The sequence below is a fragment of the Caulobacter sp. GW821-FHT10E02 genome (assembly GCF_059415225.1).
Genome location: NZ_JBWKMV010000001.1, coordinates 1,391,438 through 1,412,437 on the forward strand (window position 1 = coordinate 1,391,438; position 21,000 = coordinate 1,412,437).

General features: G+C 68.6%; 19 protein-coding genes. 13 read left to right on the plus strand and 6 right to left on the minus strand.

Features of this window, described 5'->3' with window-relative positions; all coding sequences use genetic code 11:
• Positions 1-45: 45 nt before the first annotated feature.
• The 4 genes from AC07NI_RS06250 to AC07NI_RS06265 all read left to right on the plus strand — a co-directional run bounded on the left by AC07NI_RS06250 (position 46) and on the right by AC07NI_RS06265 (position 4,824).
• Positions 46-1,341, plus strand: coding sequence for a pyruvate dehydrogenase complex dihydrolipoamide acetyltransferase (locus AC07NI_RS06250; RefSeq protein WP_494616826.1), 1,296 nt, complete (start codon positions 46-48; stop codon positions 1,339-1,341).
• A gap of 24 nt (positions 1,342-1,365) precedes the next feature.
• Entirely contained in the window at positions 1,366-1,842 is a 477-nt protein-coding gene (locus tag AC07NI_RS06255) for a glutathione peroxidase (protein WP_492810752.1), read from the plus strand.
• Between the two features lie 83 nt (positions 1,843-1,925).
• Positions 1,926-3,326, plus strand: coding sequence for a dihydrolipoyl dehydrogenase (gene lpdA, locus AC07NI_RS06260; protein ID WP_494616827.1), 1,401 nt, complete (start codon positions 1,926-1,928; stop codon positions 3,324-3,326).
• A 19-nt stretch (positions 3,327-3,345) separates the two neighbouring features.
• Entirely contained in the window at positions 3,346-4,824 is a 1,479-nt protein-coding gene (locus AC07NI_RS06265) for a DUF6880 family protein (RefSeq protein WP_494616828.1), read from the plus strand.
• A 12-nt stretch (positions 4,825-4,836) separates the two neighbouring features.
• Here AC07NI_RS06265 and AC07NI_RS06270 read toward each other — a convergent pair whose 3' ends face one another.
• From AC07NI_RS06270 to AC07NI_RS06280, 3 genes are all read right to left on the minus strand, one after another.
• Positions 4,837-5,232: a DoxX family protein gene (locus tag AC07NI_RS06270; RefSeq protein WP_494616829.1), complete on the minus strand. Its 396-nt coding sequence runs from the start codon at positions 5,230-5,232 to the stop codon at positions 4,837-4,839.
• 114 nt (positions 5,233-5,346) lie between these two features.
• Positions 5,347-6,900: an AMP-binding protein gene (locus tag AC07NI_RS06275; RefSeq protein ID WP_494616830.1), complete on the minus strand. Its 1,554-nt coding sequence runs from the start codon at positions 6,898-6,900 to the stop codon at positions 5,347-5,349.
• A 104-nt stretch (positions 6,901-7,004) separates the two neighbouring features.
• Positions 7,005-7,982, minus strand: coding sequence for an alpha/beta fold hydrolase (locus AC07NI_RS06280; protein ID WP_494616831.1), 978 nt, complete (start codon positions 7,980-7,982; stop codon positions 7,005-7,007).
• A gap of 158 nt (positions 7,983-8,140) precedes the next feature.
• On the opposite strand from AC07NI_RS06280, the gene lipA reads away from it, so the two are divergent.
• Both lipA and AC07NI_RS06290 read left to right on the plus strand, forming a co-directional pair.
• A complete protein-coding gene (gene lipA, locus AC07NI_RS06285) occupies positions 8,141-9,118 on the plus strand; it encodes a lipoyl synthase (RefSeq protein ID WP_494616832.1) in 978 nt (325 codons plus the stop codon).
• A 4-nt stretch (positions 9,119-9,122) separates the two neighbouring features.
• Positions 9,123-9,575, plus strand: a complete 453-nt coding sequence (locus AC07NI_RS06290) for a type II toxin-antitoxin system RatA family toxin (protein ID WP_494616833.1) — start codon at positions 9,123-9,125, stop codon at positions 9,573-9,575.
• Here AC07NI_RS06290 and AC07NI_RS06295 read toward each other — a convergent pair.
• From AC07NI_RS06295 to AC07NI_RS06305, 3 genes are read right to left on the minus strand one after another with little or no spacing between them, the layout of a single operon-like run.
• Positions 9,572-10,687, minus strand: coding sequence for an FUSC family protein (locus AC07NI_RS06295; RefSeq protein WP_494616834.1), 1,116 nt, complete (start codon positions 10,685-10,687; stop codon positions 9,572-9,574). The two genes, AC07NI_RS06290 and AC07NI_RS06295, sit on opposite strands and share 4 nt — an antisense overlap.
• Positions 10,687-11,178: a CinA family protein gene (locus AC07NI_RS06300; RefSeq protein WP_494616835.1), complete on the minus strand. Its 492-nt coding sequence runs from the start codon at positions 11,176-11,178 to the stop codon at positions 10,687-10,689. The genes AC07NI_RS06295 and AC07NI_RS06300 overlap by 1 nt, the downstream gene beginning before the upstream one ends.
• A gap of 35 nt (positions 11,179-11,213) precedes the next feature.
• Positions 11,214-12,362, minus strand: coding sequence for a bifunctional 2-C-methyl-D-erythritol 4-phosphate cytidylyltransferase/2-C-methyl-D-erythritol 2,4-cyclodiphosphate synthase (locus tag AC07NI_RS06305; protein WP_494616836.1), 1,149 nt, complete (start codon positions 12,360-12,362; stop codon positions 11,214-11,216).
• Positions 12,363-12,460: 98 nt separating this feature from the next.
• Here AC07NI_RS06305 and dusB point away from each other — a divergent pair, with 98 nt between their 5' ends.
• The 7 genes from dusB (at position 12,461) to hfq (ending at position 20,992) form a co-directional block, all read left to right on the plus strand.
• Positions 12,461-13,468: a tRNA dihydrouridine synthase DusB gene (gene dusB / locus AC07NI_RS06310; protein WP_494616837.1), complete on the plus strand. Its 1,008-nt coding sequence runs from the start codon at positions 12,461-12,463 to the stop codon at positions 13,466-13,468.
• On the plus strand, positions 13,465-14,592 hold the full coding sequence (locus tag AC07NI_RS06315; RefSeq protein ID WP_494616838.1) for a two-component system sensor histidine kinase NtrB: 1,128 nt from the start codon (positions 13,465-13,467) through the stop codon (positions 14,590-14,592). Before dusB ends, AC07NI_RS06315 begins: the two co-directional genes overlap by 4 nt.
• On the plus strand, positions 14,589-16,010 hold the full coding sequence (locus AC07NI_RS06320; protein ID WP_494616839.1) for a sigma 54-interacting transcriptional regulator: 1,422 nt from the start codon (positions 14,589-14,591) through the stop codon (positions 16,008-16,010). The genes AC07NI_RS06315 and AC07NI_RS06320 overlap by 4 nt, the downstream gene beginning before the upstream one ends.
• Before the next feature lie 85 nt (positions 16,011-16,095).
• Positions 16,096-18,339, plus strand: a complete 2,244-nt coding sequence (locus AC07NI_RS06325) for a sensor histidine kinase NtrY-like (RefSeq protein ID WP_494616840.1) — start codon at positions 16,096-16,098, stop codon at positions 18,337-18,339.
• Positions 18,336-19,724, plus strand: a complete 1,389-nt coding sequence (gene ntrX / locus AC07NI_RS06330) for a nitrogen assimilation response regulator NtrX (RefSeq protein WP_494616841.1) — start codon at positions 18,336-18,338, stop codon at positions 19,722-19,724. The genes AC07NI_RS06325 and ntrX overlap by 4 nt, the downstream gene beginning before the upstream one ends.
• Complete coding sequence (locus AC07NI_RS06335; protein ID WP_494616842.1) at positions 19,725-20,588, plus strand: D-amino-acid transaminase; 864 nt, start codon at positions 19,725-19,727, stop codon at positions 20,586-20,588. It begins immediately after the preceding gene.
• 155 nt (positions 20,589-20,743) lie between these two features.
• Positions 20,744-20,992 (plus strand): RNA chaperone Hfq, encoded by a 249-nt coding sequence (gene hfq, locus AC07NI_RS06340; protein WP_013079113.1) that lies wholly within the window; start codon positions 20,744-20,746, stop codon positions 20,990-20,992.
• The last annotated feature ends 8 nt before the right edge of the window (positions 20,993-21,000 follow it).

Sequence of the window (21,000 nt, forward strand, 5' to 3'; positions counted from 1 at the left end):
AACGGCCCGGCCGATGCAGTCCCGAACGCTTGAGGAAATAGCTCAATGTCGATCGACATCCTTATGCCCGCCCTGTCGCCCACCATGGAGGAGGGGACCCTCGCCAAGTGGCACGTCAAGGTCGGCGACACCGTCAAGGCCGGCGACGTCATCGCCGAGATCGAGACCGACAAGGCGACGATGGAAGTCGAAGCCGTCGACGAAGGCGTGGTCGAGGCCATCCTGGTCGACGCCGGGACCGAGAACGTCAAGGTCAACGCCCTGATCGCCAAGCTGGCGGGCGAGGGCGAAAGCCCCGCGCCGGCCCCGAAGGCTGAAGCGCCCAAGGCCGCCGTCGCCGCGCCGGCCGCTGCTCCGGCTCCGGCCGCTGTGGCTCCGGCCGCGCCCGCGCCGGCCGCTCCGGTCGCCGCTGATGGCTCGCGCGTCTTCGCCTCGCCGCTGGCCCGCCGCCTGGCCTCGGCCGCCGGCCTGGACCTGAAGGCCATCAAGGGCACCGGCCCGCACGGCCGCGTGGTCAAGACCGACGTCGAAGCCGCCAAGTCGGGCGCTCCGGCTGCCAAGGCTGCTCCGGCTTCGGCGCCCGCCGCTGCCGCTCCGGCCGCCGCCGAGCCGCGCAAGGTCCAGTCGCTGGAGCACCAAGGCATCCCCGCCGGCTCGTACGACCTGATCCCGCTGGACGGCATGCGCAAGACCATCGCGCGTCGCCTGACCGACAGCTTCCGCGACGTGCCGCACTTCCCGCTGGTCATCGATCTGGAGATCGACGCCCTGTTGGCCGCGCGCGCCAAGATCAACCACCTGCTGGAAGGCCAGGGCGTGAAGGTGTCGGTCAACGACATCATCATCAAGGCCGTGGCCGTGGCCCTGAAGCGCGTGCCGGAGGCCAACGCCTCCTACACGCCGGAAGGCATCGCCATGCACAAGCATGCCGACATCGCCGTGGCCGTGGCCATCGATGGCGGCCTGATCACCCCGATCGTCCGCGCCGCCGAGACCAAGGGCCTGGCCCAGATCTCGGCCGAGGTGAAGGACCTGGCCGCCCGCGCCAAGTCCAAGAAGCTGAAGCCCGAGGAATTCCAGGGCGGCACCTTCTCGGTTTCCAACCTCGGCATGTTTGGCATCAAGCAGTTCGCCTCGATCATCAACGAGCCGCAGGGCGCGATCATGAGCGTGGGCGCCGGCGAGCAGCGTCCGGTGGTCAAGGACGGCCAACTGGCCGTGGCCACCGTGATGACCGTGACCCTGACCTGCGATCACCGCGTGGTCGACGGGGCCATCGGCGCCAAGTTCCTGGCGGCCTTCAAGCCGCTGATCGAAGAGCCGCTGACCCTGATCGTCTGATCAAGGCGCGGTAAGGGGACGGCTATGTCGGTCTACGACTATTCGGCCAAGACGCTGGACGGCCAGGACGTGAGCCTGGCCGACTATCGCGGCCAGGTGCTGCTGATCGTGAACACCGCCAGCAAGTGCGGGTTCACGCCTCAGTACGAAGGCCTCGAGGCGCTCTACAAGGCCCACAAGGATCGTGGCTTCACGGTCCTGGCCTTCCCCTGCAACCAGTTCGGCGCTCAGGAGCCGGGAAACGCCGAGGAGATCGCGAACTTCTGCTCGCTGACCTACGACGTGACCTTCCCGGTGATGAGCAAGATCGACGTCAACGGCGCCGACGCCCACCCGCTCTACAAGTTCCTCAAGAAGGAACAGAAGGGCCTGCTGGGCACCGAGGCGATCAAATGGAACTTCACCAAGTTCCTGATCGGCAAGGACGGCGAGGTCGTCGAACGTTTCGCGCCCACGGTTAAGCCCGAGGACCTCAAGGTCGCGGTCGAGGCGCTGCTTTAGTTTCTCCCGGATCGGCCCGCGGGCCGATCGATCTAGGCCGTCCGGCTCCTCCCGGGCGACGTCCAAGCTAGGGTTAGATGAACATGTCCACGGAATTCGATGTCGTCGTCGTCGGCGCCGGTCCTGGCGGCTATGTGGCCGCGATCCGCGCCAGCCAGCTGGGTTTGAAGACGGCCATCGTCGAGCGCGAGAACCTGGGCGGCATCTGCCTGAACTGGGGCTGCATCCCCACCAAGGCCCTGCTGAAGTCGGGCGAGATCTACGAGCAGCTGTCGCATCTCGCCGACTACGGCCTGTCGGTCGAGAAGCCCGGCTTCGACTTCCCCAAGATCGTCGAGCGTTCGCGCGGGATCGCCAAGCAGATGTCGTCGGGCATCGCGTTCCTGATGAAGAAGCACAAGATCGAAGTGATCGAGGGCGAAGCCAAGCTGGAGAAGGGCAATCCGGCTCCGAAGCTCGTCATCGCCCTTAAGGCCGGCGGCAGTCGCACGGTCCAGGCCAAGAACGTCATCCTGGCCAGCGGCGCCCGCGCCCGCGAGATCCCGGCCATCGGCGCGGTCTCGGACGGCGACAAGATCTGGACCTATCGTGACGCCTTGGCCCCCAAGACCATGCCCAAGTCGCTGGTCGTGATCGGCTCGGGCGCCATTGGCATCGAGTTCGCCAGCTTCTACCGCGCCCTGGGCGCCGAGGTGACCGTCGTCGAGGCCCTGGACCGCATCATGCCGGTCGAGGACGCCGAGGTCTCCAAGGCCGCTCAGAAGGCCTTCGAGAAGCGCGGCATCGCCTTCCGCATCGGCGCCAAGGTCAGCAAGGTCGAGAAGACCAAGGACGGCGTCTCGGTCACCGTCGACGTGGGCGGCAAGATCGAGCAGCTGACCGCCGAGAAGTGCATCGTCGCCGTCGGCATCGCCCCGAACAGCGAAGGCCTGGACGCCGTCGGCCTGAACCTGGACCGCGGCCACGCCGTGACCGACAAGCACTGCAAGACCAACGTCGCCGGCCTCTACGCCATCGGCGACATCGCCGGCGGCCCGTGGCTCGCCCACAAGGCCAGCCACGAGGGCATCCACGCCGCCGAGGCCATCGCCGGCTACAAGACCCCGAACGTCAACTCGCCGATCCCGGGCTGCACCTACGCCAACCCGCAGGTCGCCTCGGTCGGCTATACCGAGGCCGGCGCCAAGGCGGCGGGCATCGAGGTCAAGGCGGGCCGCTTCCCGTTCCGCGTCAACGGCAAGGCCGTGGCCGCGGGCGAGACCGAGGGCTTCGTGAAGACCGTGTTCGACGCCAAGACCGGCGCCCTGATCGGCGCCCACATGATCGGCCACGAAGTGACCGAGATGATCCAGGGCTTCGTCACCGCCATCACCCTGGAAGCCACCGAGGAAGACCTGCACGGCATCGTCTACGCTCACCCGACCATGTCGGAAGCCATGCACGAAGCCGCGCTGGACGCCTACGGACGAGTCCTGCACATCTAGGCCTCGTTGAGGACACTGGATGGCGCGCAAGGCCGCGACGACGACGGACGACGCCCTAAACGAGGCGGGGCCGGACAAGGTGAAGCCAGCCAAGGCGCGGAAAGGGTCCAAGACGACCCTTTCCGAGGCCAATCTGGTCGACCTGGGTCCCGAGCGCCTGGCCGCTATCCTGCTCGACCTCTCCAGCGACAGCCACGTCAAGCGCGTGCTGCGGCTGGAGCTGTTCGCCGAGTCCAACGCCGAAGGCCTGGCGGTGGAGATCAGCAAGCGCCTGGCGACGGTGGGAAAGTCCTCGTCGCGCATCAACTGGCGTAAGCGCGCCGCCTTCGCCAAGGACCTCGACCTGCATCGCGGGATGATCGAGCGGCTGGCGCAGGACGACGCCAACGCCGCCCTCGATCTCATGCTGGACCTGCTGGATCTGGCGACGCCGACCCTGGATCGCCTCAGCCAGGCCGAGGGGCCGATCGGCGACGTCTTCCTGGCCGCCCGCGACGGCATCGGCGCGATCGCCGCCGGAGCTCTGCCCGATCCCATCGCCCTGGCTGACCGGATCGCCAACCTGCTGCGCCGCGACGATTACGCCCAGTTCGGCCCCGTGGTGAACGCCCTGGGCCCCTTGCTTGGCAAGAAGGGACAGGCCCACCTCCGCGAGACGCTGGAGAAGCTGTTGGCGGCCCGCTCGATCCGCGACGCCCGCAGCGCGATCTATCGTGACGCCTTGCGCCGCCTGGCCGACGCCAGCGGCGATGTCGACGCCTTCGAAGCGACCTTCGCGCCGGAGCTGCGCAAGACGCCCCTGGTCTCGGCCGAGATCGCCCGCCGCCTGCTGGAGGCGGGACGCCCCGAGGACGCGCTGGCGACCCTGCACGCCGGTGCGCCGAGCGAGAAGGGCGGCCGCCACCAGAGCTCGCTGGAAGAGCGCTCGGCCTGGGAAGAGGCGATGCTGGAGGCTCTGGAGGCCACCGGCCATCACGACGAGGCTCAGAAGCGTCGCTGGGCGGAGTTCGAGCGGACGCTGTCGATCCCGCGCCTGCGGAGCTATCTCAAAGGCCTGCCGGACTTCGACGACGTCGAGGCCGAGGACCAGGCCAAGGCGGTCGCCAAGCGCTTCCCGCAGTTCGACACGGCCCTGGCGTTCCTGGTCTCCTGGCCCGACCTGCCGGCCGCCTCGCGCCTGGTGCGGGATCGCGCCGGCGAGATCAACGGCGCCGACGACACCCTGATGGCCGAGGCCGCCCGCCGGCTGGAAGGCGCCTATCCGATGGCCGCGACCCTGCTGCTGAGAGCCTCGATCCAGTACGTGCTGACTTACGGCGTCGCCACCCGCTACGCCGAGGCGGCGCGGCAGCTACTGGAGGCGGAGTCGCTGTCGGTGATGATCGGCGACTTCGGCGAATATCCCGACCACCAAGCCTTCGTGGCGGACTTACGCGCTATGCACAGCCGCAAGCAGGGCTTCCGCACCGAGCTGGAAGCCCTTGGTAGCGTGTTTTAGGGGCGCGACCTTCTAGGGACGCTTGCGGACCAGCGCGTCCACGCTCCATTCCCCGGGCCCTTCGAGCGCCAGGTACAGGAACACGAAGCTGAACAGGATCGCCGCCTCGCCGCCGTTCAGCGCGGGCCAGAAGCCCTTGCTGCCGTGGGCCAGGAAATAGGCCACCGCCATCTGGCCCGACAGGATGAAGGCGACCGGGCGCGTGAACAGCCCCACGACCAGCAGCGCGCCGCCGACCACCTCGAGCCACGCCGCCGCCATCAGGATCGGCGGGAGCGGGTCAGGCACGCCGGGTTGGGCGGCCGGGAAGTGAACCAGCTTCATCAGGCCGTGCTCCATGAAGAGCAGGGCGGTCATGATCCGGAGCAGGCTGAGCACGCGCGGCGCCCAGACATTGAGACGTTCCATTGTTCTTTCCCTCCTTGATGCGAACGCGGGTGAGCCCGGAAGCTCGACGCTTACTCAAAGACCTGAAAACAAGAACGTTCCGGCGAAGCTTGATCAGCTTCGCCGGATTTGGACCTACGCGGCGCGCGTGTCGGTCTCGGCCATCCGCTGGATGGCGACATAGTCGGTCTTACCGCTGCCCAGCACGGGCACCTCGGTGACCTTGAGGATCTTGCGCGGTACGGCCAGTTCGGGCGCTCCAATCGTCTGGGCGTGGGCGACCAGCGGACCGACATCGGCGTCGGGACGGTCTGTGACCAGGACCAGCTTCTCGCCCTTCTTCTTGTCAGGCATCGAGATCACGGCGTGACGGCCGTTGGGCCACACGGCCGAGGCCAGGTCCTCTGCGGCAGTCAGGGAGACCATCTCGCCGCCGATCTTGGCGAAGCGCTTCACGCGGCCCTTGATGGTGATCCACAGGTCGTCGGTGACCGTGACCACGTCGCCGGTGTCGTGCCAGCCGCCTTCAGGGGCGTCGACGCCGCCGTCCTCGCGTAGATAGCCGGCCATGATGTTGGGGCCGCGCACCAGCAGGCGACCGCCCTCGGGGATGCCCTCGACGGGCTCGACCTTCCAGTCCTGGCCCGGCAACAGGCCGCCGACCGTGCCGCGGCGGTTGTCGTCGGGCTTGTTGACCGCGATCACCGGCGAGGCCTCGGTCGCGCCGTAGCCTTCCAGCACCGGCACGCCGCCGAACTTCTCGCCGATCAGATTGTGCGTCTCCTCGCGGACCTTCTCGGCGCCGCAGACGATGAACCTCAGGCCCGACAGCTCGTCGCTCTCGGCCGAGCGGGCGTACTGGTTGACGAAGGTGTCGGTCGCCAGCAGCACCGACGCGCCCGTGTCCTTGATCAGCGGTGGGATCTGCTTGGTGTGCAGGGGCGAAGGGTACTGGAACGCCTTCATGCCGCTGAGGATGGGCAGGATCACACCGGCGGTCAGGCCAAAGCAGTGGAACACCGGCAGCGGGTTGAAGAACACCCAGGACGGGTCCAGTGCGATATGGGCGGCGATCTGCTGGGCGTTCGAGACCAGATTGGCCTGGGTCAGGACCACGCCGCGCGGCGCGCCGAAGCTGCCCGAGGTGAACAGCACCACGCCGGTGCTCGACGGCTTGGCCGGGGCGCGGAACTGACGCGGGAAGAGGCCGGCGGCGGCGGCGAACAGCTTGTCGCTGAGACCGATCGTGCCGCGCACGTCCTCAAGATAGGTGATCTCGGCCTGCGCGCTGATCGCATCGACGATGTCGTGCAACTTGCCCAGCTCGATGAACTTGTGGGCGGTCAGCACGCGCTTGACCTTGGCCAGCTTGCAGGCGGCCTTGATGTTCCGCAGGCCCGCCGTGAAGTTCAGCATGGTCGGCACGCGGCCGAAGGCGTGCAGGGCGAAGAAGGTCACCACCGAGCCCGCGCCCGACGGCAGCAGGACGCCGACGTTCTCGCCCGGCTTGGTCATGGCCGCGATCTTGCGGCCCAGCGCGAAGCTGGCCCGGATCAGGTCCGTATAGGACAACGGATTGCGGTCCTGGTCCTCCAGGATCGGTTTCTTGGCGCCGTACTTGTCGCGGGCGTCGATGAGGGCGTCGAAGATGGCCTTTTGACCAGCTTGCGCGTCGTAAGCTACCGCCATACCGGCGAAACCTCCCCGAAGAGCGAAAGCGCGCTCCCGTTCTTAAACGTCGAGTCTGCCGGGGAAGGTCCAGCTTTGCAAGAAAGAGTCACAAAGCGTGAGGCTCACCCCTTGCGGCGCAAGGCTTTGTCGGGCGCCCGAGCCTTGGTGAAATCGACGATCGCGGCCAGCCAGGGCTGGCGGACGGCTTCCGATTCCATGTGCAGGGCGTGTCCCGCATTCGGGTAGCGGGTCTCCTGGCAGTTGGTCATCGCCGCGCAGAGCTGGGTCTGGGGTGAGGCCGAGACGGTTTTGTCCTGGCCGGCGGTCAGCATCAGCGTCGGCACGTGCGTCCGGCGGATGTCCTGGGCGGCGGCCTCCGAGGCGTCGAAGAAGGCCGCGAACCAGCCCAGGCTCCGTCCGCCCATGCGTAGGTCCGGATTGGCCAGCATCCAGGCCGCCTGGACCTTGCCGCGCTCCGCATCGTGGGTCTGGGCGCTGTCGGACGCGTCGCGTCGCCAGCCGGCCTGGTCGGGGGTCTTGATCCAGCCCAGGCGCAGGAACCGCATAGCCGGCGTGAAGCGGGCGAAGTCCGAACGGGGGCGGGGCAGGGCGGTGAGGCCGAAGGCGGGCGAGGAGAGGACCAGGCCGTCCATGGCCAGGCCCTGCTCGGCGGCGCGCAGGGCGACGAGGCCGCCTTCGGACTGGCCCACCACCACCAGCGGCGTATAGGGGCTGGGCCGGATCACGCCCTTGACCAGGGCGCGGACGGCCGCGACGTCCGGATCGAAGCTGTCGACGTGTCCGAGATCGCGCCAAGGCGTCTCACGCTCTGAGCCACCTTGGCCCTGGCGCTCCAGCACCCAGACCGAGAAGCCCTGATTGGTCAGCTCCGTGACCGTCTCGAACCAGGCTTCGGCGCTTTCGCCATAGCCGGTCAGGATCAGGATCGAGGCCTTGGGCGCGACGGGCGGCGAGGCGACGCCGTAGCGCTGGACCAGGCCCTGGCCGCTGCGGACATAGCCCCAGGCCCAGCCTTGCGGCGGATAGAAACGCGAACTCAGCGACGGCGGCGTCCGGCTATCGGCGAAAGGCGCGCGCAAACCCCCGTCTCCGCAGGCGGAAACGGCCAGGATCGGGACCAACGCCAGGGCGATAGCGGTAAGGCGGCGACGCATATCCGGACACTCATTTCGCGCGTCGCCGACTTAAGCAAGATCAAGCGCTTGATCCGCGAGCCAAGAAGACCGATTTAGGCGCCATGGCCACGGTGATCGACACCCTCAAGGCTCGCGGCTCGGATGACCGAGCGGTGCGCCACCCCGAAAAGCAGAACCGCCCGGACACGCCGGTTCTCCGCAAACCGGACTGGCTGCGCGTGCGCGCCCCCGGCTCGGGTCAATACAACGAGACCAAGGGCATCGTGCGCGAGCACAAGCTGACCACGGTCTGCGAAGAGGCGGCCTGCCCGAACATCGGCGAGTGCTGGAGCCAGAAGCACGCGACCATGATGATCATGGGCGAGATCTGCACCCGCGCCTGCGCCTTCTGCAACGTCACCACCGGCCTGCCGACTCAGCTGGACCCCGACGAGCCGCGCCGCGTGGCCGAGGCCGTCGCCAAGATGGGCCTCAAGCACGTGGTCATCACCTCGGTGGACCGCGACGACCTGCTGGACGGCGGCGCCCGCCACTTCGCCGAGGTGGTCACCGCCATCCGCGCGGCGGCCCCGGGCACGACTATCGAGATCCTGACCCCGGACTTCCTGCGCAAGGACAGCGCCGAGAACGTGGTGATCGACTCCAAGCCTGACGTCTTCAACCACAATCTCGAGACCGTGCCGCGGCTCTATCTGAAGATCCGCCCGGGCGCCCGCTACTACAACTCGCTGCGCCTGCTGGACCGCGTGAAGCAGCGCGATCCCTCCCAGTTCACCAAGTCCGGCCTGATGGTCGGCCTGGGCGAGACCAAGGAGGAGGTCATGCAGGTGATGGACGACATGCGCTCGGCCGGCGTCGACTTCATCACCATCGGCCAGTACCTGCAGCCGACCCGCAAGCACGCCGCCATCGACCGCTTCGTGACGCCGGAAGAGTTCAAGGCCTATGAGGCGATCGCCCGGGCCAAGGGCTTCCTGATGGTGTCGTCCAGCCCGCTGACCCGCTCGTCGCACCACGCGGGCGAGGACTTCGCCAAGCTGCAGGCGGCCCGCCGGGCCCTCGACGCCCGGACCGCCTAAAGCCGTGCACCGACACGTCGTCACGCGCGTGCTGCCGTACGCGCCGGAGCAGCTGTTCGAGCTCGTCGGAGACGTCGAGGCCTATCCGAAGTTCGTGCCGTGGATCACCGGCATGCGCACCTGGAACGGTCGCGTCGATGGCGCGGTCAGCACGGTCGACGCCGAGGCCCAGGTCGGCTTCTCGTTCCTGAAAGAGAAGTTCGCTACACGCGTGCGCCGTGACCGCGACGCGTTGAGCATTGACGTCAGCCTGCTCTATGGCCCGTTCAAGCGCCTCTCGAACGGCTGGCGGTTCGTGCCGGAGGGCGAGGTCACGCGCGTCGAGTTCGTGATCGACTTCGCCTTCAAGGCCGCGCTCCTGGACGGCATGCTGGCAGCCAATATCGACAAGGCCGCCAACAAGCTAATCGCCTGCTTCGAGGATCGCGCCAGGCAGGTCTACGGCGAGAAGACCTAGTCCTTCTTCGCGACAGCCTCCTCGATCCGCTCCTCGAAGTCGCCGAGGTTGCCGAAGAGGTTCTCGATCGCGAAGACCAGGCCGAACACCCGCGCGGCGTCGTCGAACTCCAGCTCGCGGGTCAGGCCCTTTTCCCGCAGGCCTTCGACGCAAGCCTGGAAGCTCTGGTGGACCTCTGCGAAGGCAAGCCGATCCGGACGCGCACCGCCGGCCAGCAGATCGGCCGTGCCGCGTAGGAACTTGGCGCTGGCTTCCAGCATGTCGGCCGCCGCCGGGGCCAGGCCCTCGGCCGGCAAGGGCTCGCGCAGCGTGCGGCCGACCATCACCGTGTCGTTGCGCAGCCGCCAGAGCGTGCGGGGCAGGGCGTCGGACACCGAGCGCTCGCTGAGCTTGGTGGCGTTCTCGCGATCGGCCTCAGTCATCGAGGTCTGCAGCTTGGCCAGCGCCGCACGCAGATCGTCCTGAGCCTTGAGGTAGTCGGTCGGGCCCGGCGTGCCGCGCAGCATCAGGATGTAGCTGTCGAGGATATGCGCCTGCAGGCCGGCGATCTTCTGGACGCTGGTCACCACCGAGGCGTGGGCGCGTGCCGGGAAGATCAGCAGGGTGGCGGCGACGCCGACCAGGCTGCCGACGGTGATCTCGGCGACGCGCAGGCTGGCGGCGATCAGCGGGTCCATGTGGGTCGTCTGGCCGATCAGCATGATCACGGCCGTGACCGGCGCGACCTTCAGCGCCGGCCGCACCGAGACCACGAACGCCAGCAGCGCCACGGTCACGACGAGGATCAGCCCGCCGAACTCCGGCCACTTGCTGTGGAAATAGGCCGCGACGGCGCCGGTCAGCGCCCCGACCACCGTGCCCATGAAGCGCTCCATGGATGCGGTGATGGTCGCGCCCAAGCTGGACTGCACCACGATCACGGCGGTGAACACCGCCCAATAGCCCTGCGGCAGGCGCAGCAAGGTGGCCAGAGCGAAGGCCGCGCCGACGGCGGCCGAGACGCGGATGGCGTGGCGGATCTCGGTCTTGCGGGCGGCCGCGGCCTTCAGCGCCTTCTGCGAGAGGCCGACGCCGGCGAAGCGTCTCCAGTCGCTGGGCGCGGTCTCGGGCACTAGACCACCGCCTCGCGAAGCATTTCCAGCGCCGTCCGCACCGCCGCCAACTGCACGGCTTCGCGGGTCTCGCCGGCGAAGTGCTCGTGCCGGTGGACGACCGAACGGTTGGCGCGGGCGACGGCGAAGTGGACGGTGCCCACGGGCTTCATCGGTGTGCCGCCACCGGGGCCGGCGATGCCGGTGATGGCCACGGCGACATGGCCGTTGCTGGCCTCCAGCGCACCTTCGGCCATCATCCGCGCCACGGGCTCGGACACCGCGCCATTGTCGGCGATGAGGTCGCCCGGGACGCCCAGCATCTCGGACTTGGCCCGGTTGGTGTACGTGACGAAGCCGCGCTCGAAGACGTCGGAGGCGCCGGAGATCGCGCAGATCGCGCCGGCCACCAGGCCGCCGGTGCAGCTCTCGGCCGCGACCAGACGCAGCGACTTGGACCGCGCCTCGTCGATCAGCAGCCGGGCCAGGGTCTCGATTTCCAGCGGGAACATCGGCGTCTCCGGATTCGTCTTTGAGCTTAGCCCGTTCAGGCCGGGGTCTCGACCGCCACGACGGCGGAGGCGGCCAGACCCTCGCCGCGGCCGGTGAAGCCCATCTTCTCGGTCGTGGTCGCCTTGACGCTGACCCGGTCGAGCGGGAGGTCGAGGATCTCGGCCAGCTTCTCGCGCATGGCCAGGCGGTGCGGTTTGATCTTGGGCCGCTCGCAGATCAGGGTCACGTCGACATTGACGATGCTCCCGCCCTTGGCGGCAACCAAGTCGGCGGCGTGCTTGAGGAAGAGGTCCGAGGATGCGCCCTTCCACTTGTCGTCGGTCGGCGGGAAGTGGTCGCCGATGTCGCCTTCGCCGATCGCGCCGAGGATGGCGTCGGTCAGGGCGTGCAGGCCGGCGTCAGCGTCGGAGTGACCGATCAGAGTCTCGTCGTGCTTGATGGCCACGCCGCACAGCCAGACCTCTTCGCCTGGACCCCAGCGGTGAGCGTCGAAGCCTTGGCCGACTCGGGTGATGCGCGCGGCGCCGGCGAGCCGTTCGGCCATGGCGAAGTCCTCGGGATAGGTGAGTTTCATCAAGAGCGGATCGCCCGGCGCGATGGCCACGCGGCCGCCGGCGGCTTCCACCACCTGGGCGTCGTCGGTCGGCTCGCCCTCGGTCCAGGCGGCATAGGCGGCCAGCAGGGTGTCGCGGCGGGCGGCCTGAGGTGTCTGGGCGCGCCAGAGGTGCTCGCGCGAGGTCGTGGTCGGGTTCTGGCCCGGCTCGGCGCGCTTGAGCGTGTCGGCGACGGGCAGGGCAGGGAGCACGGCGTCGGCGGTCTCGAGCGCCTTGAGCACGCCCTCGATCGTCGCGCCGGTCAGGAAGGGGCGGGCGGCGTCGTGGATCAGCACAGGTTCGTCCGCCGGGCGATGGGCGAGGGCGGCCAGACCCGACTGCACCGACAGCGCCCGAGTCGCGCCGCCTGGGGCCGCGCGCCAATCCGGCAGGCCCGCGAGAACCTCGGCGAGCGCTTTTTCGCCGTCCTGTGTCGTTACGATGACAATGTCGCTGGCGCCGCCCGCTAAAAGGGCTTCGACGGACCAGCGCAGCACCGCCTTACCCGCCACGGGCCGCCACTGCTTGGCCTGGCCCGGGCCGGCTCGGCTTCCCGAACCGGCGGCGACGATCACGGCGGAAAAGGTCATGGCGGCTGTTTAGTCCGGTGGCCGCTCTTGTCCAGTCGATTGGGCTTTACTGCGCTGCACAATGTGCCTAAAAAGAATGCTGTGGGGATGATCAGAAAATGAGCAACAAGCTCGAGGTCGGCGGGGTCGCCGTTCCTGGTCGTGTGTGGATCGCACCCATGACCGGGGTGTCGGACCTGCCCTTCAGAGAAACGGCCACGGCGCTCGGCGCGCCTTATGTGGCGACGGAAATGGTGGCCTGCGCCGAGTTCGCGCGAGGACGGCCCGATGTCGTGCGCCGCGCGGCCGTCGGCGAGGGGCTGCCGCTGATGGTGGTCCAACTGGTCGGGCGCGATCCGGGCCTGATGGCCAAGGGCGCGCGCATGGCCGCCGACGCCGGCGCCCAGATCGTCGATCTGAACTTCGGTTGCCCCGCCAAGGAAGTGTCCGCCGGCCAGCAATCGGGATCGGCCATCATGCGCGAGCCTGACTTGGCCGAAGCCTTGGTCAGCGCGGCGGTCGAGGCCGTCGATGTTCCCGTCACCGTCAAGATGCGGCTGGGCTGGGACGACAATCTACGCAACGCCCCCGACATCGCGCGCCGCGCCGTGGCGGCTGGAGCCAAGGCGATCACGGTGCATGGCCGCACGCGCAGCCAGTTCTATAAGGGCGTCGCCGACTGGACCGCCGTCGCGGCGGTGAAGCAAGCCGTCTCGGTGCCGGTGCTGGTCAATGGCGACATCATCGACGGCGAGACTGCTCGCCAGGCTCTGGAGCAGTCCGGCGCCGACGGCGTGATGATCGGCCGGGGCGTCTACGGCCGTCCCTGGATCGCCGGCGCCATCGAGGCCGCGCTCGAGGGGCGGGGTTTCGTCGAGCCGCAGGCCGAGGAACGCCTGGCCATCGCGCTCACCCATTTCCGCCGCAGCCTCGACTTCTATGGCGAGCCGCTGGGCCTGAAGATGTTCCGCAAGCACCTGGCCTCGTACATCGAAGCCGCGCCCTGGCCGGAGACGGCCGAGGAACGCCGGGCCGCTCGCGCCACCCTGTGCCGACTTGAAGATCCCGCCGCCGTGGAGGTCGCCCTGGGCGACCTGTGGCTGGCGGGCGGGAGATTAGCCGCATGACCGACCGCGCCCGCGTCCTGGGTGGTGTCACCCCCGAAGCCTTGAAGGCCGCCGCCTTCGACCTCAGCCCCGAACCCGCGCTCGTCGTGGACCGCGAAGGCGGGCTGGTGGCCGTCAACGAGGCCGCCGAGGCGCTGTTCGGCCACGGCCTGTCGCTGTTGGCGCGCGGTCGCTTCCGCGCCGCCCTGCCGCCGGGCTCGGTGCTGGTCTCGCTGCTGGACCGGGCGATCTTCGAAGGCGCGCTGGTCCGCGAGCATGGCGTCGAGGTCAATCTGTTCGGTCAGCCGCCGTTCGAGGCCGACGGCGCCGCGGCGCCACTGGGTGATGGCTCGGTGCTGCTGACCCTGCACGTCAAGGGCGTGCTGGGCGTCGACAAGGCCGCCGACGCGGCCGGCCTGCGCTCGGTCGTGGGCCTGGGCAAGATGCTGGCCCACGAGATCAAAAACCCGCTGGCCGGCATCCGTGGCGCCGCCCAGCTGCTGAAGACCGGCGCCAGCGCCGTCGACCAGCCGCTGGCCCAGCTGATCGTCGACGAGACCGACCGCATCCGCCGCCTGGTCGACCGCATGGAGGCCTTCTCCGATCAGGCCCCGACCCCGCGTGAGCCGGTCAATATCCACCAGGTGCTGGACCGTATCCGGGCCCTGGTCGTCAACGGCGTCGCCGATGGCCTGACGCTGAAGGAGAGCTACGACCCGTCGCTGCCGCCGGTCTGGGGCGACGAGGACCACCTGATCCAGATCTTCCTGAACCTGACCAAGAACGCCGCCGAGGCCGCCCACATGCGCGGCGACGAGCGTGGCCAGATCTCGATCCACACCGCCTGGCGCCCTGGCGTCCGGGTGCGCGGGGCCGACGGCAAGACCGCCAGTGGCGCGCCGATCGAGGTCAAGATCATCGACAACGGCCCCGGCGTGCCGGCCAGCCTGCGCGACCACCTGTTCCAGCCCTTCGTGACCACCAAGGCCAACGGCACGGGCCTGGGCCTGGCCCTGGTCACCAAGCTCGTCACCGCCCACGGCGGCCTGATCGACTTCGAATCCGAGCCCGGGCGCACCGTGTTCCGCGTGCTGCTGCCCGTTGCGCCCGCCCTTGATACCGCACCCGGAGACGCCCGAGCATGAATGCCGCGAGCAAGAAGATCCTGATCGCCGACGACGACAGCTCGGTGCGGCTCGTCCTGAGCCAGGCCTTCACCCGTCTTGGCTACCAGGTCCGCGCCACCGGCAACGCCACGACCTTGCTGAAGTGGGTCACGGACGGCGAGGGCGACCTGGTCGTCACCGACGTGATGATGCCCGACGAGAACGTGTTCGACGTGCTGCCGCGCATCCGCAAGGAACGGCCAAAGCTGCCGATCATCGTTATGAGCGCGCAGAACACCCTGCTGACGGCGGTCAACGCCGCCGACGCGGGCGCCTTCGAGTACATTTCCAAGCCCTTCGATCTCGACGACGTCACCGCCGCCGCGCGTCGGGCCTTGTCGCGTCCGGCCGACGCCGAGGCCTCCAAGGCCCAGGCCCGCGCCATGCGCGATGAGCGCCTGCCGTTGATCGGCCGCTCGGCGCCGATGCAGGAGGTCTACCGCACCATCGCCCGCCTGGTCGGAGCCGACCTGACCGTCCTGATCCTGGGCGAGAGCGGCACCGGCAAGGAGCTGGTCGCCCGGGCCCTGCACGAGCTGGGTCGCCGCCGCGACGGCAAGTTCGTGGTCATCAACCTGGCCGCCGTGCCGCGCGAGCGGGTCGAGACCGAGCTGTTCGGGCGCGGAGAAGGTGACACCGGCCGCCTGATCGAGGCCGATGGCGGCACGCTCTTCCTGGACGAGATCGGCGACATGCCGTTGGACGCCCAGACCCGTCTGCTGCGCGTGATCGACGGCACCGAGCCGGTGATCAACCCCAAGACCGGCCGCCGTCCGAACGTGCGGATCATCGCCGCCACCAACCGCGACCTGCGCGGCCTGATCCAGCAGGGCCTGTTCCGCGAGGACTTGTTCTTCCGCCTGAACGTCGCCCCCGTGCGCCTGCCGCCGCTGCGCGACCGCGCCGAGGACATCCCGGACCTGGCCCGCACGTTCCTGCTGCGCGCCGCCCGCGAAGGCCTGCCGGCCAAGACCATCGACCAGAGCGCGCTCGATCGCCTGAAGACCCATCCTTGGCCCGGCAATGTCCGCGAGCTCGAGAACCTGATGCGCCGGATGTGCGCCCTCTATGCCGAGGAGCTGATCACCGCCCGCATCGTCGACCGCGAGCTGCAGGACCACACCCCGGCCGTCCGGTCGGAGGAGGGGCCGCTGACCCTGTCGATGCTGGTCGAGCGCCACCTGGCCTCGCACTTCGCCGACCAGCCCGACGGCGTGCCGCCGCCCGGCCTCTACGACCGGATTCTGGAGGAGGTGGAGCGTCCGCTGATCCAGCTGACCCTGTCGGCGACGCGCGGCAACCAGGTGCGGGCCGCCGAGATCCTCGGCCTTAACCGAAACACCCTGCGCAAGAAGATCCAGGACCTGGGCGTGGAGATGACCCGCGGCCGTCGCTAGAGCTCGGCGCTCGCCCTATGAGCGCTGAAGCTTTCTCGGCACATAGCTGTTGAATTTGGGACACACAGTCCTAAACTCGACGGCGATGTCTTCAGTGGCTTACGCGACAGGATCGGAAGACCCGCCGACCCGGTTCAGCCGGGCCTGGTGGCGGGAGCTCCTGCGGTCGCGCTACCTGACCGGCGGGGCCTATGCGCTGGCGGTGATCCTGACCGTCGCCAGCGTCGCCCTGGCCTCGTCGCCGCCCAAGACCGATTCGATCAGCACGGCTTCGACGGTCATTCTGGTCGTGCTGGGCTTCAACCTGGTGCTGATCCTGGGCGTGGCCACCGTGGTGGGCCTGCGCCTCTACGATCTGATCGACGCCCGGGCCAGCGACGCCGGCGCCCGCCTGCACCTGCGCTTCGTGGGCCTGTTCTCGCTGGCGGCCGTGGCCCCGGCGGTGATCGTGGCGCTGTTCTTCGGCGTGCTGGTCAATCGCGGCGTGGACGGCTGGTTCAGCCAGCGCGTCCAGACCGTGGTCGGCAACTCGGCCAAGGTCGCCAACTCGTACGTCGAGCAGCAGACCAAATACATTTCCGAGCATATCGGCCCGATGGCGGCCAACCTGAACGAGGCCGCGCCGGCCCTGGCCCATTCGCCGGTGGCCTTCGGTCACTTCCTGGCCGACGAGACCAAGAACAACGGCTTCGCCGCCGCCTACATCCTGGACCGTGACGGCCGCATCCTGGCGCGGGCCGAGCTGCGCGACGCGCCGCCGTTCCTGGCCCCGCCACCGTCGAGCTATGTCGCCACCGACAGCGGCGAGGTCACCGCCCAGCGCTTCGTCTCGGCGGACCTGTTCCGAGCGCTCTATCGCCTGAACGCCTTCCCGGACGCCTATCTCTATGTCGTCCGGCCGATCGAGAAGGGCATCCTGACCCACTTGATCGAGACCCAGGACGCCCTGGTCTCGTACCGCGACGCCGAGCGCAGCCGCGTGCGAATCCAGGCGATCTTCGGCCTCAGCTATCTGGAAACGGCGCTGCTGGTGCTGGTCGCCGCCATCTGGGTCGGCATCGCCGCCGCCAACTCGATCGCGGGTCCGGTGGCGGGCCTGGTCGAGGCGGCAGGTCGCGTCTCCAGCGGCGATCTCGACGCCCGGGTCGAGGCCGACACCGGCCCCGAGGAAATCCGGGCGCTGTCCAACGCCTTCAACATGATGACCAGCGAGCTGCAACTTCAGCAGGCCGCGCTGAAGGCCGCCAGCCTCGACGCCGAGGGGCGGCGCCAGTTCATCGAGACCGTGCTGTCGGGCGTCAGCGCCGGCGTCATCAGCCTGGACGAGCACGGCAAGGTCTCGGCGGTGAACCGCCGCGCCGTGACCCTGCTGGGCCTGCCCAGTGAGGCGCTGGGCGTCGACCTGATCCAGCTGGCCCCCGAGTTCGAGACGGTGATGGAGGCGCTGCAGGAGAGCCGACCCGACACCGATGTCGAGGTCGACATCCAGCGCGAGGGCGAGACGCGCCGCCTGCGGGTCCGCGCCGCCGGTCACGTGGCGGAGGGCCTGGTCCTGACCTTCGACGACATCACCCGCCTGATGGCCGCCCAGCGCAACGCCGCGTGGAAGGACGTCGCGCGCCGCATCGCCCACGAGATCAAGAACCCGCTGACCCCGATCCAGCTGTCGGCCGAGCGCCTGCGCCGCAAGTACCGCAAGGAGATCGCCAGCGACCTGGAGACCTTCGACCGCTGCACCGAGACCATCATCCGCCAGGTCGGCGACATCGGCCGGATGGTCGACGAGTTCTCCGCCTTCGCCCGGATGCCGGCGCCGCGCTTCGAGCCGGCCAACCTGACCGAGATGCTGCGCCAGGCGGTGTTCGCCCAACGGTTCCAGGACGGCGAGATCGAGGTCAAGCTGCAGGAAGCCAGCGGCGAGGACGTCTGGATCACCTGCGACGAGCGGATGATCGGCCAGGTGCTGACCAACATCCTGAAGAACGCCGGCGAAGCCGTTGGCGCGCGCCGGTTGGCCGCGCCCGACATGACGGGCCGGATCACGGCCAGCCTGAGCTCGGACGCCGACGACCTGTGCGTGACGATCGAGGACAACGGCGTCGGCTTGCCCGCCAAGGACCGCGATCGCCTGACCGAACCCTATGTGACCACCCGCGAGAAGGGCACGGGCCTCGGCCTGGCCATCGTCAAGCGGATCATGGAGGACCACGGCGGCAGCCTGGTCCTGACCGACGCCCGCGAGCTTCCCGGAGCCCGCGTGATCCTGAAATTCCCGACGACCGTACGACTGCACGCCGCTGCCCAAAGCGGTGTTGAGGAGATGATATGAGCGCCGACGTTCTTGTGGTCGATGACGAAGCCGATATCCGCGAGCTGGTGGCCGGCATCCTGGAGGATGAGGGCTATGCGGTGCGCACGGCCGCGGACTCCGACCAGGCCCTGGCCGCGATCCGGGCGCGAAAGCCAGCCCTGCTGGTCCTGGACATCTGGATGCAGGGCGGGGGCATGGACGGCCTCGAACTGCTGGACATGGTCAAGGCGCTGGACGCCGACCTGCCGGTGATCATGATCTCGGGCCACGGCAATATCGAGACCGCCGTCAGCGCCATCAAGCGCGGCGCCTACGAGTTCCTGGAAAAGCCGTTCAAGTCCGATCGCCTGCTGCTGGTTGTCGAGCGCGCGCTGGAGGCGGCCGGCCTGCGCCGCGAAAACCGTCGCCTGCGGACCCAGACCCTGGCTCCCGACGGCCTGATCGGCAAGTCGGCGCCGGCCCAGGCCCTGCGCCAGCTGATCCTGAAGGTGGCTCCGGCCAACAGCCGCATCCTGGTGTCGGGCCCGCCCGGCTCGGGCAAGGAGCTGGTGGCCCGCCTGATCCACGGCGCCAGCACCCGCACCAAGCAGGAGTTCGTCGCGGTCAGCGCCGCCGGCATGGCCCCCGAGCGCCTCGACGTCGAGCTGTTCGGTGAGGAGGGCGAGAACGGTCGTCCGCGCAAGATCGGCGTGTTCGAACGCGCCCACGGCGGCACGCTCTATCTCGACGAAGTGGCCGACATGCCGCGCGAGACCCAAGGCCGCATCCTGCGGGTGCTGGTCGAGCAGCGCTTCCGCCGGGTGGGCGGCGACAACGACGTCCAGGTCGATGTCCGGGTCATCTCGTCCAGCTCCCGCGACCTGCGTGACGAGATTACCAGCGGTCGCTTCCGCGAGGATCTGTTCCACCGGCTGAACGTGGTGCCGGTCCGCGTGCCGGGCTTGGCCGAGCGCCGCGAGGACATCCCCGAGCTGATCGCCTATTTCGTCGACAAGATCAGCGAAGCCACCGGCCTGGCGCGTCGCAAGCTGGGCGAGGACGCCCTGGCCACGCTGCAGGTCCAGACTTGGCCGGGCAATGTCCGCCAGCTGCGCAACAACGTCGAGCGGATGCTAATCCTGGCCTCGGGCGAACCGGGCGAGGTGATCACCGCCGAGATGCTGGCCGGCGCCGACCAGCCCAGCGCCGGCAATGCGGGCGCGATCGGGGCCGAGCGGATCATCGCCCTGCCGCTGCGCGAAGCCCGCGAGCTGTTCGAGCGCGAGTACCTCAATGCGCAGATCCTGCGGTTCGGCGGCAACATCTCGCGCACCGCCAATTTCATCGGCATGGAGCGCTCGGCGCTGCACAGGAAGCTGAAGTCCCTCGGCGTCGCCGGCGCCCGGGCCGAAGAGGAAGAGTAGATGTCGCGTTTCGCCTATGTGAACGGCCGCTTCGTGCGTCACGGCGAGGCCGCCGTCCATATCGAGGATCGCGGCTATCAGCTGGCCGACGGCGTCTACGAGGTCTGGGCCGTGTTCGACGGCAAGCTGGCCGACGCGGAAGGCCACTTCACCCGACTGTGGCGCAGCCTGGACGAGCTGCGCATCGCCCATCCGATGAGCCAGGCCGCGTTGCTGCTGGTCCTGCGCGAGGCCGTGCGTCGCAACAAGGTCAAGGAAGGGCTCTGCTACATCCAGGTCACTCGCGGCGTCGCCAAGCGCGACCACGCCTTCCCGAACCCGGAAGTGCCCCCCGCGATCGTGATCACCGCCAAGTCGCTGGACCGCGCCGCCACCGAGGCCAAGGCCGCCAAGGGCGCGTCGGTGATCTCCGTGCCTGAGAACCGCTGGGGCCGCTGCGACATCAAGTCGATCGGCCTGCTGCCGAACGCCCTGGCCAAGCAGGCCGCCCGCGAGCGCGGCGCGCTGGAGGCCTGGTTCGTCGATGACATGGGCCTGGTGACCGAAGGGGCCTCGTCCAACGCCTGGATCATCGACGCCGAGGGGACCCTTCGGACCCGCGACACCCAGGCCAACATCCTGCGCGGCATCACCCGCTCGACCCTGCTGGAAGTGATCCGCGAGACCGGCCTGCCGTTCAGCGAGAAGCCCTTCACGGTCGCCGAAGCTCAGGCCGCCAAGGAGGCCTTCATCACCGGGGCCGGCTCGCTGGTCACGCCGATCATCGAGGTCGACGGGGTCAAGTTGGGCGACGGCAAGCCGGGTCCGGTGGCGATCGGCCTGCGGCGTTCCTATATTGAGCGGGCGCGTCAAAAAGCCGTCTGAGATCGGAGCAATATTCGGCGAAGACGGCTTTGCACCGCGCGGCTTTGCGGAAATTTTCGCTGCGACCTTGTCGCTTTCAGCGAAAAATCCTCTAGCATGGCCTTGTTGTGTGTGGGGGGCGTGTTGCCCTCCGATAACAAAGAGGGGAACCCCCGATGTCTGCCGAGAAGAAACAAAACCTCCAGGACACGTTCCTGAACAGCGTGCGCAAGTCGAAGACGCCGCTCACCATTTTCCTCGTCAACGGCGTGAAGCTGCAAGGCGTGGTCAGCTGGTTCGACAATTTCTGCGTCCTCCTGCGTCGCGATGGCCAGTCGCAACTGGTCTACAAGCACGCCATTTCCACCATCATGCCGGCTCAGCCTGTCCAGCTCTACGAGCCCAGCGCTGACTCCGACGACTGATCCGAGAC

Bases quoted from the DNA above. Each gene is read 5' to 3' on its own strand.
- AC07NI_RS06250 (WP_494616826.1), top strand. From the start codon at position 46: ATGTCGATCGACATCCTTATGCCCGCCCTGTCGCCCACCATGGAGGAG.
- AC07NI_RS06255 (WP_492810752.1), top strand. From the start codon at position 1,366: ATGTCGGTCTACGACTATTCGGCCAAGACGCTGGACGGCCAGGACGTG.
- lpdA (WP_494616827.1), top strand. From the start codon at position 1,926: ATGTCCACGGAATTCGATGTCGTCGTCGTCGGCGCCGGTCCTGGCGGC.
- AC07NI_RS06265 (WP_494616828.1), top strand. From the start codon at position 3,346: ATGGCGCGCAAGGCCGCGACGACGACGGACGACGCCCTAAACGAGGCG.
- AC07NI_RS06270 (WP_494616829.1), bottom strand. From the start codon at position 5,232: ATGGAACGTCTCAATGTCTGGGCGCCGCGCGTGCTCAGCCTGCTCCGG.
- AC07NI_RS06275 (WP_494616830.1), bottom strand. From the start codon at position 6,900: ATGGCGGTAGCTTACGACGCGCAAGCTGGTCAAAAGGCCATCTTCGAC.
- lipA (WP_494616832.1), top strand. From the start codon at position 8,141: ATGGCCACGGTGATCGACACCCTCAAGGCTCGCGGCTCGGATGACCGA.
- AC07NI_RS06300 (WP_494616835.1), bottom strand. From the start codon at position 11,178: ATGTTCCCGCTGGAAATCGAGACCCTGGCCCGGCTGCTGATCGACGAG.
- AC07NI_RS06305 (WP_494616836.1), bottom strand. From the start codon at position 12,362: ATGACCTTTTCCGCCGTGATCGTCGCCGCCGGTTCGGGAAGCCGAGCC.
- dusB (WP_494616837.1), top strand. From the start codon at position 12,461: ATGAGCAACAAGCTCGAGGTCGGCGGGGTCGCCGTTCCTGGTCGTGTG.
- AC07NI_RS06315 (WP_494616838.1), top strand. From the start codon at position 13,465: ATGACCGACCGCGCCCGCGTCCTGGGTGGTGTCACCCCCGAAGCCTTG.
- AC07NI_RS06320 (WP_494616839.1), top strand. From the start codon at position 14,589: ATGAATGCCGCGAGCAAGAAGATCCTGATCGCCGACGACGACAGCTCG.
- AC07NI_RS06325 (WP_494616840.1), top strand. From the start codon at position 16,096: ATGTCTTCAGTGGCTTACGCGACAGGATCGGAAGACCCGCCGACCCGG.
- ntrX (WP_494616841.1), top strand. From the start codon at position 18,336: ATGAGCGCCGACGTTCTTGTGGTCGATGACGAAGCCGATATCCGCGAG.
- AC07NI_RS06335 (WP_494616842.1), top strand. From the start codon at position 19,725: ATGTCGCGTTTCGCCTATGTGAACGGCCGCTTCGTGCGTCACGGCGAG.
- hfq (WP_013079113.1), top strand. From the start codon at position 20,744: ATGTCTGCCGAGAAGAAACAAAACCTCCAGGACACGTTCCTGAACAGC.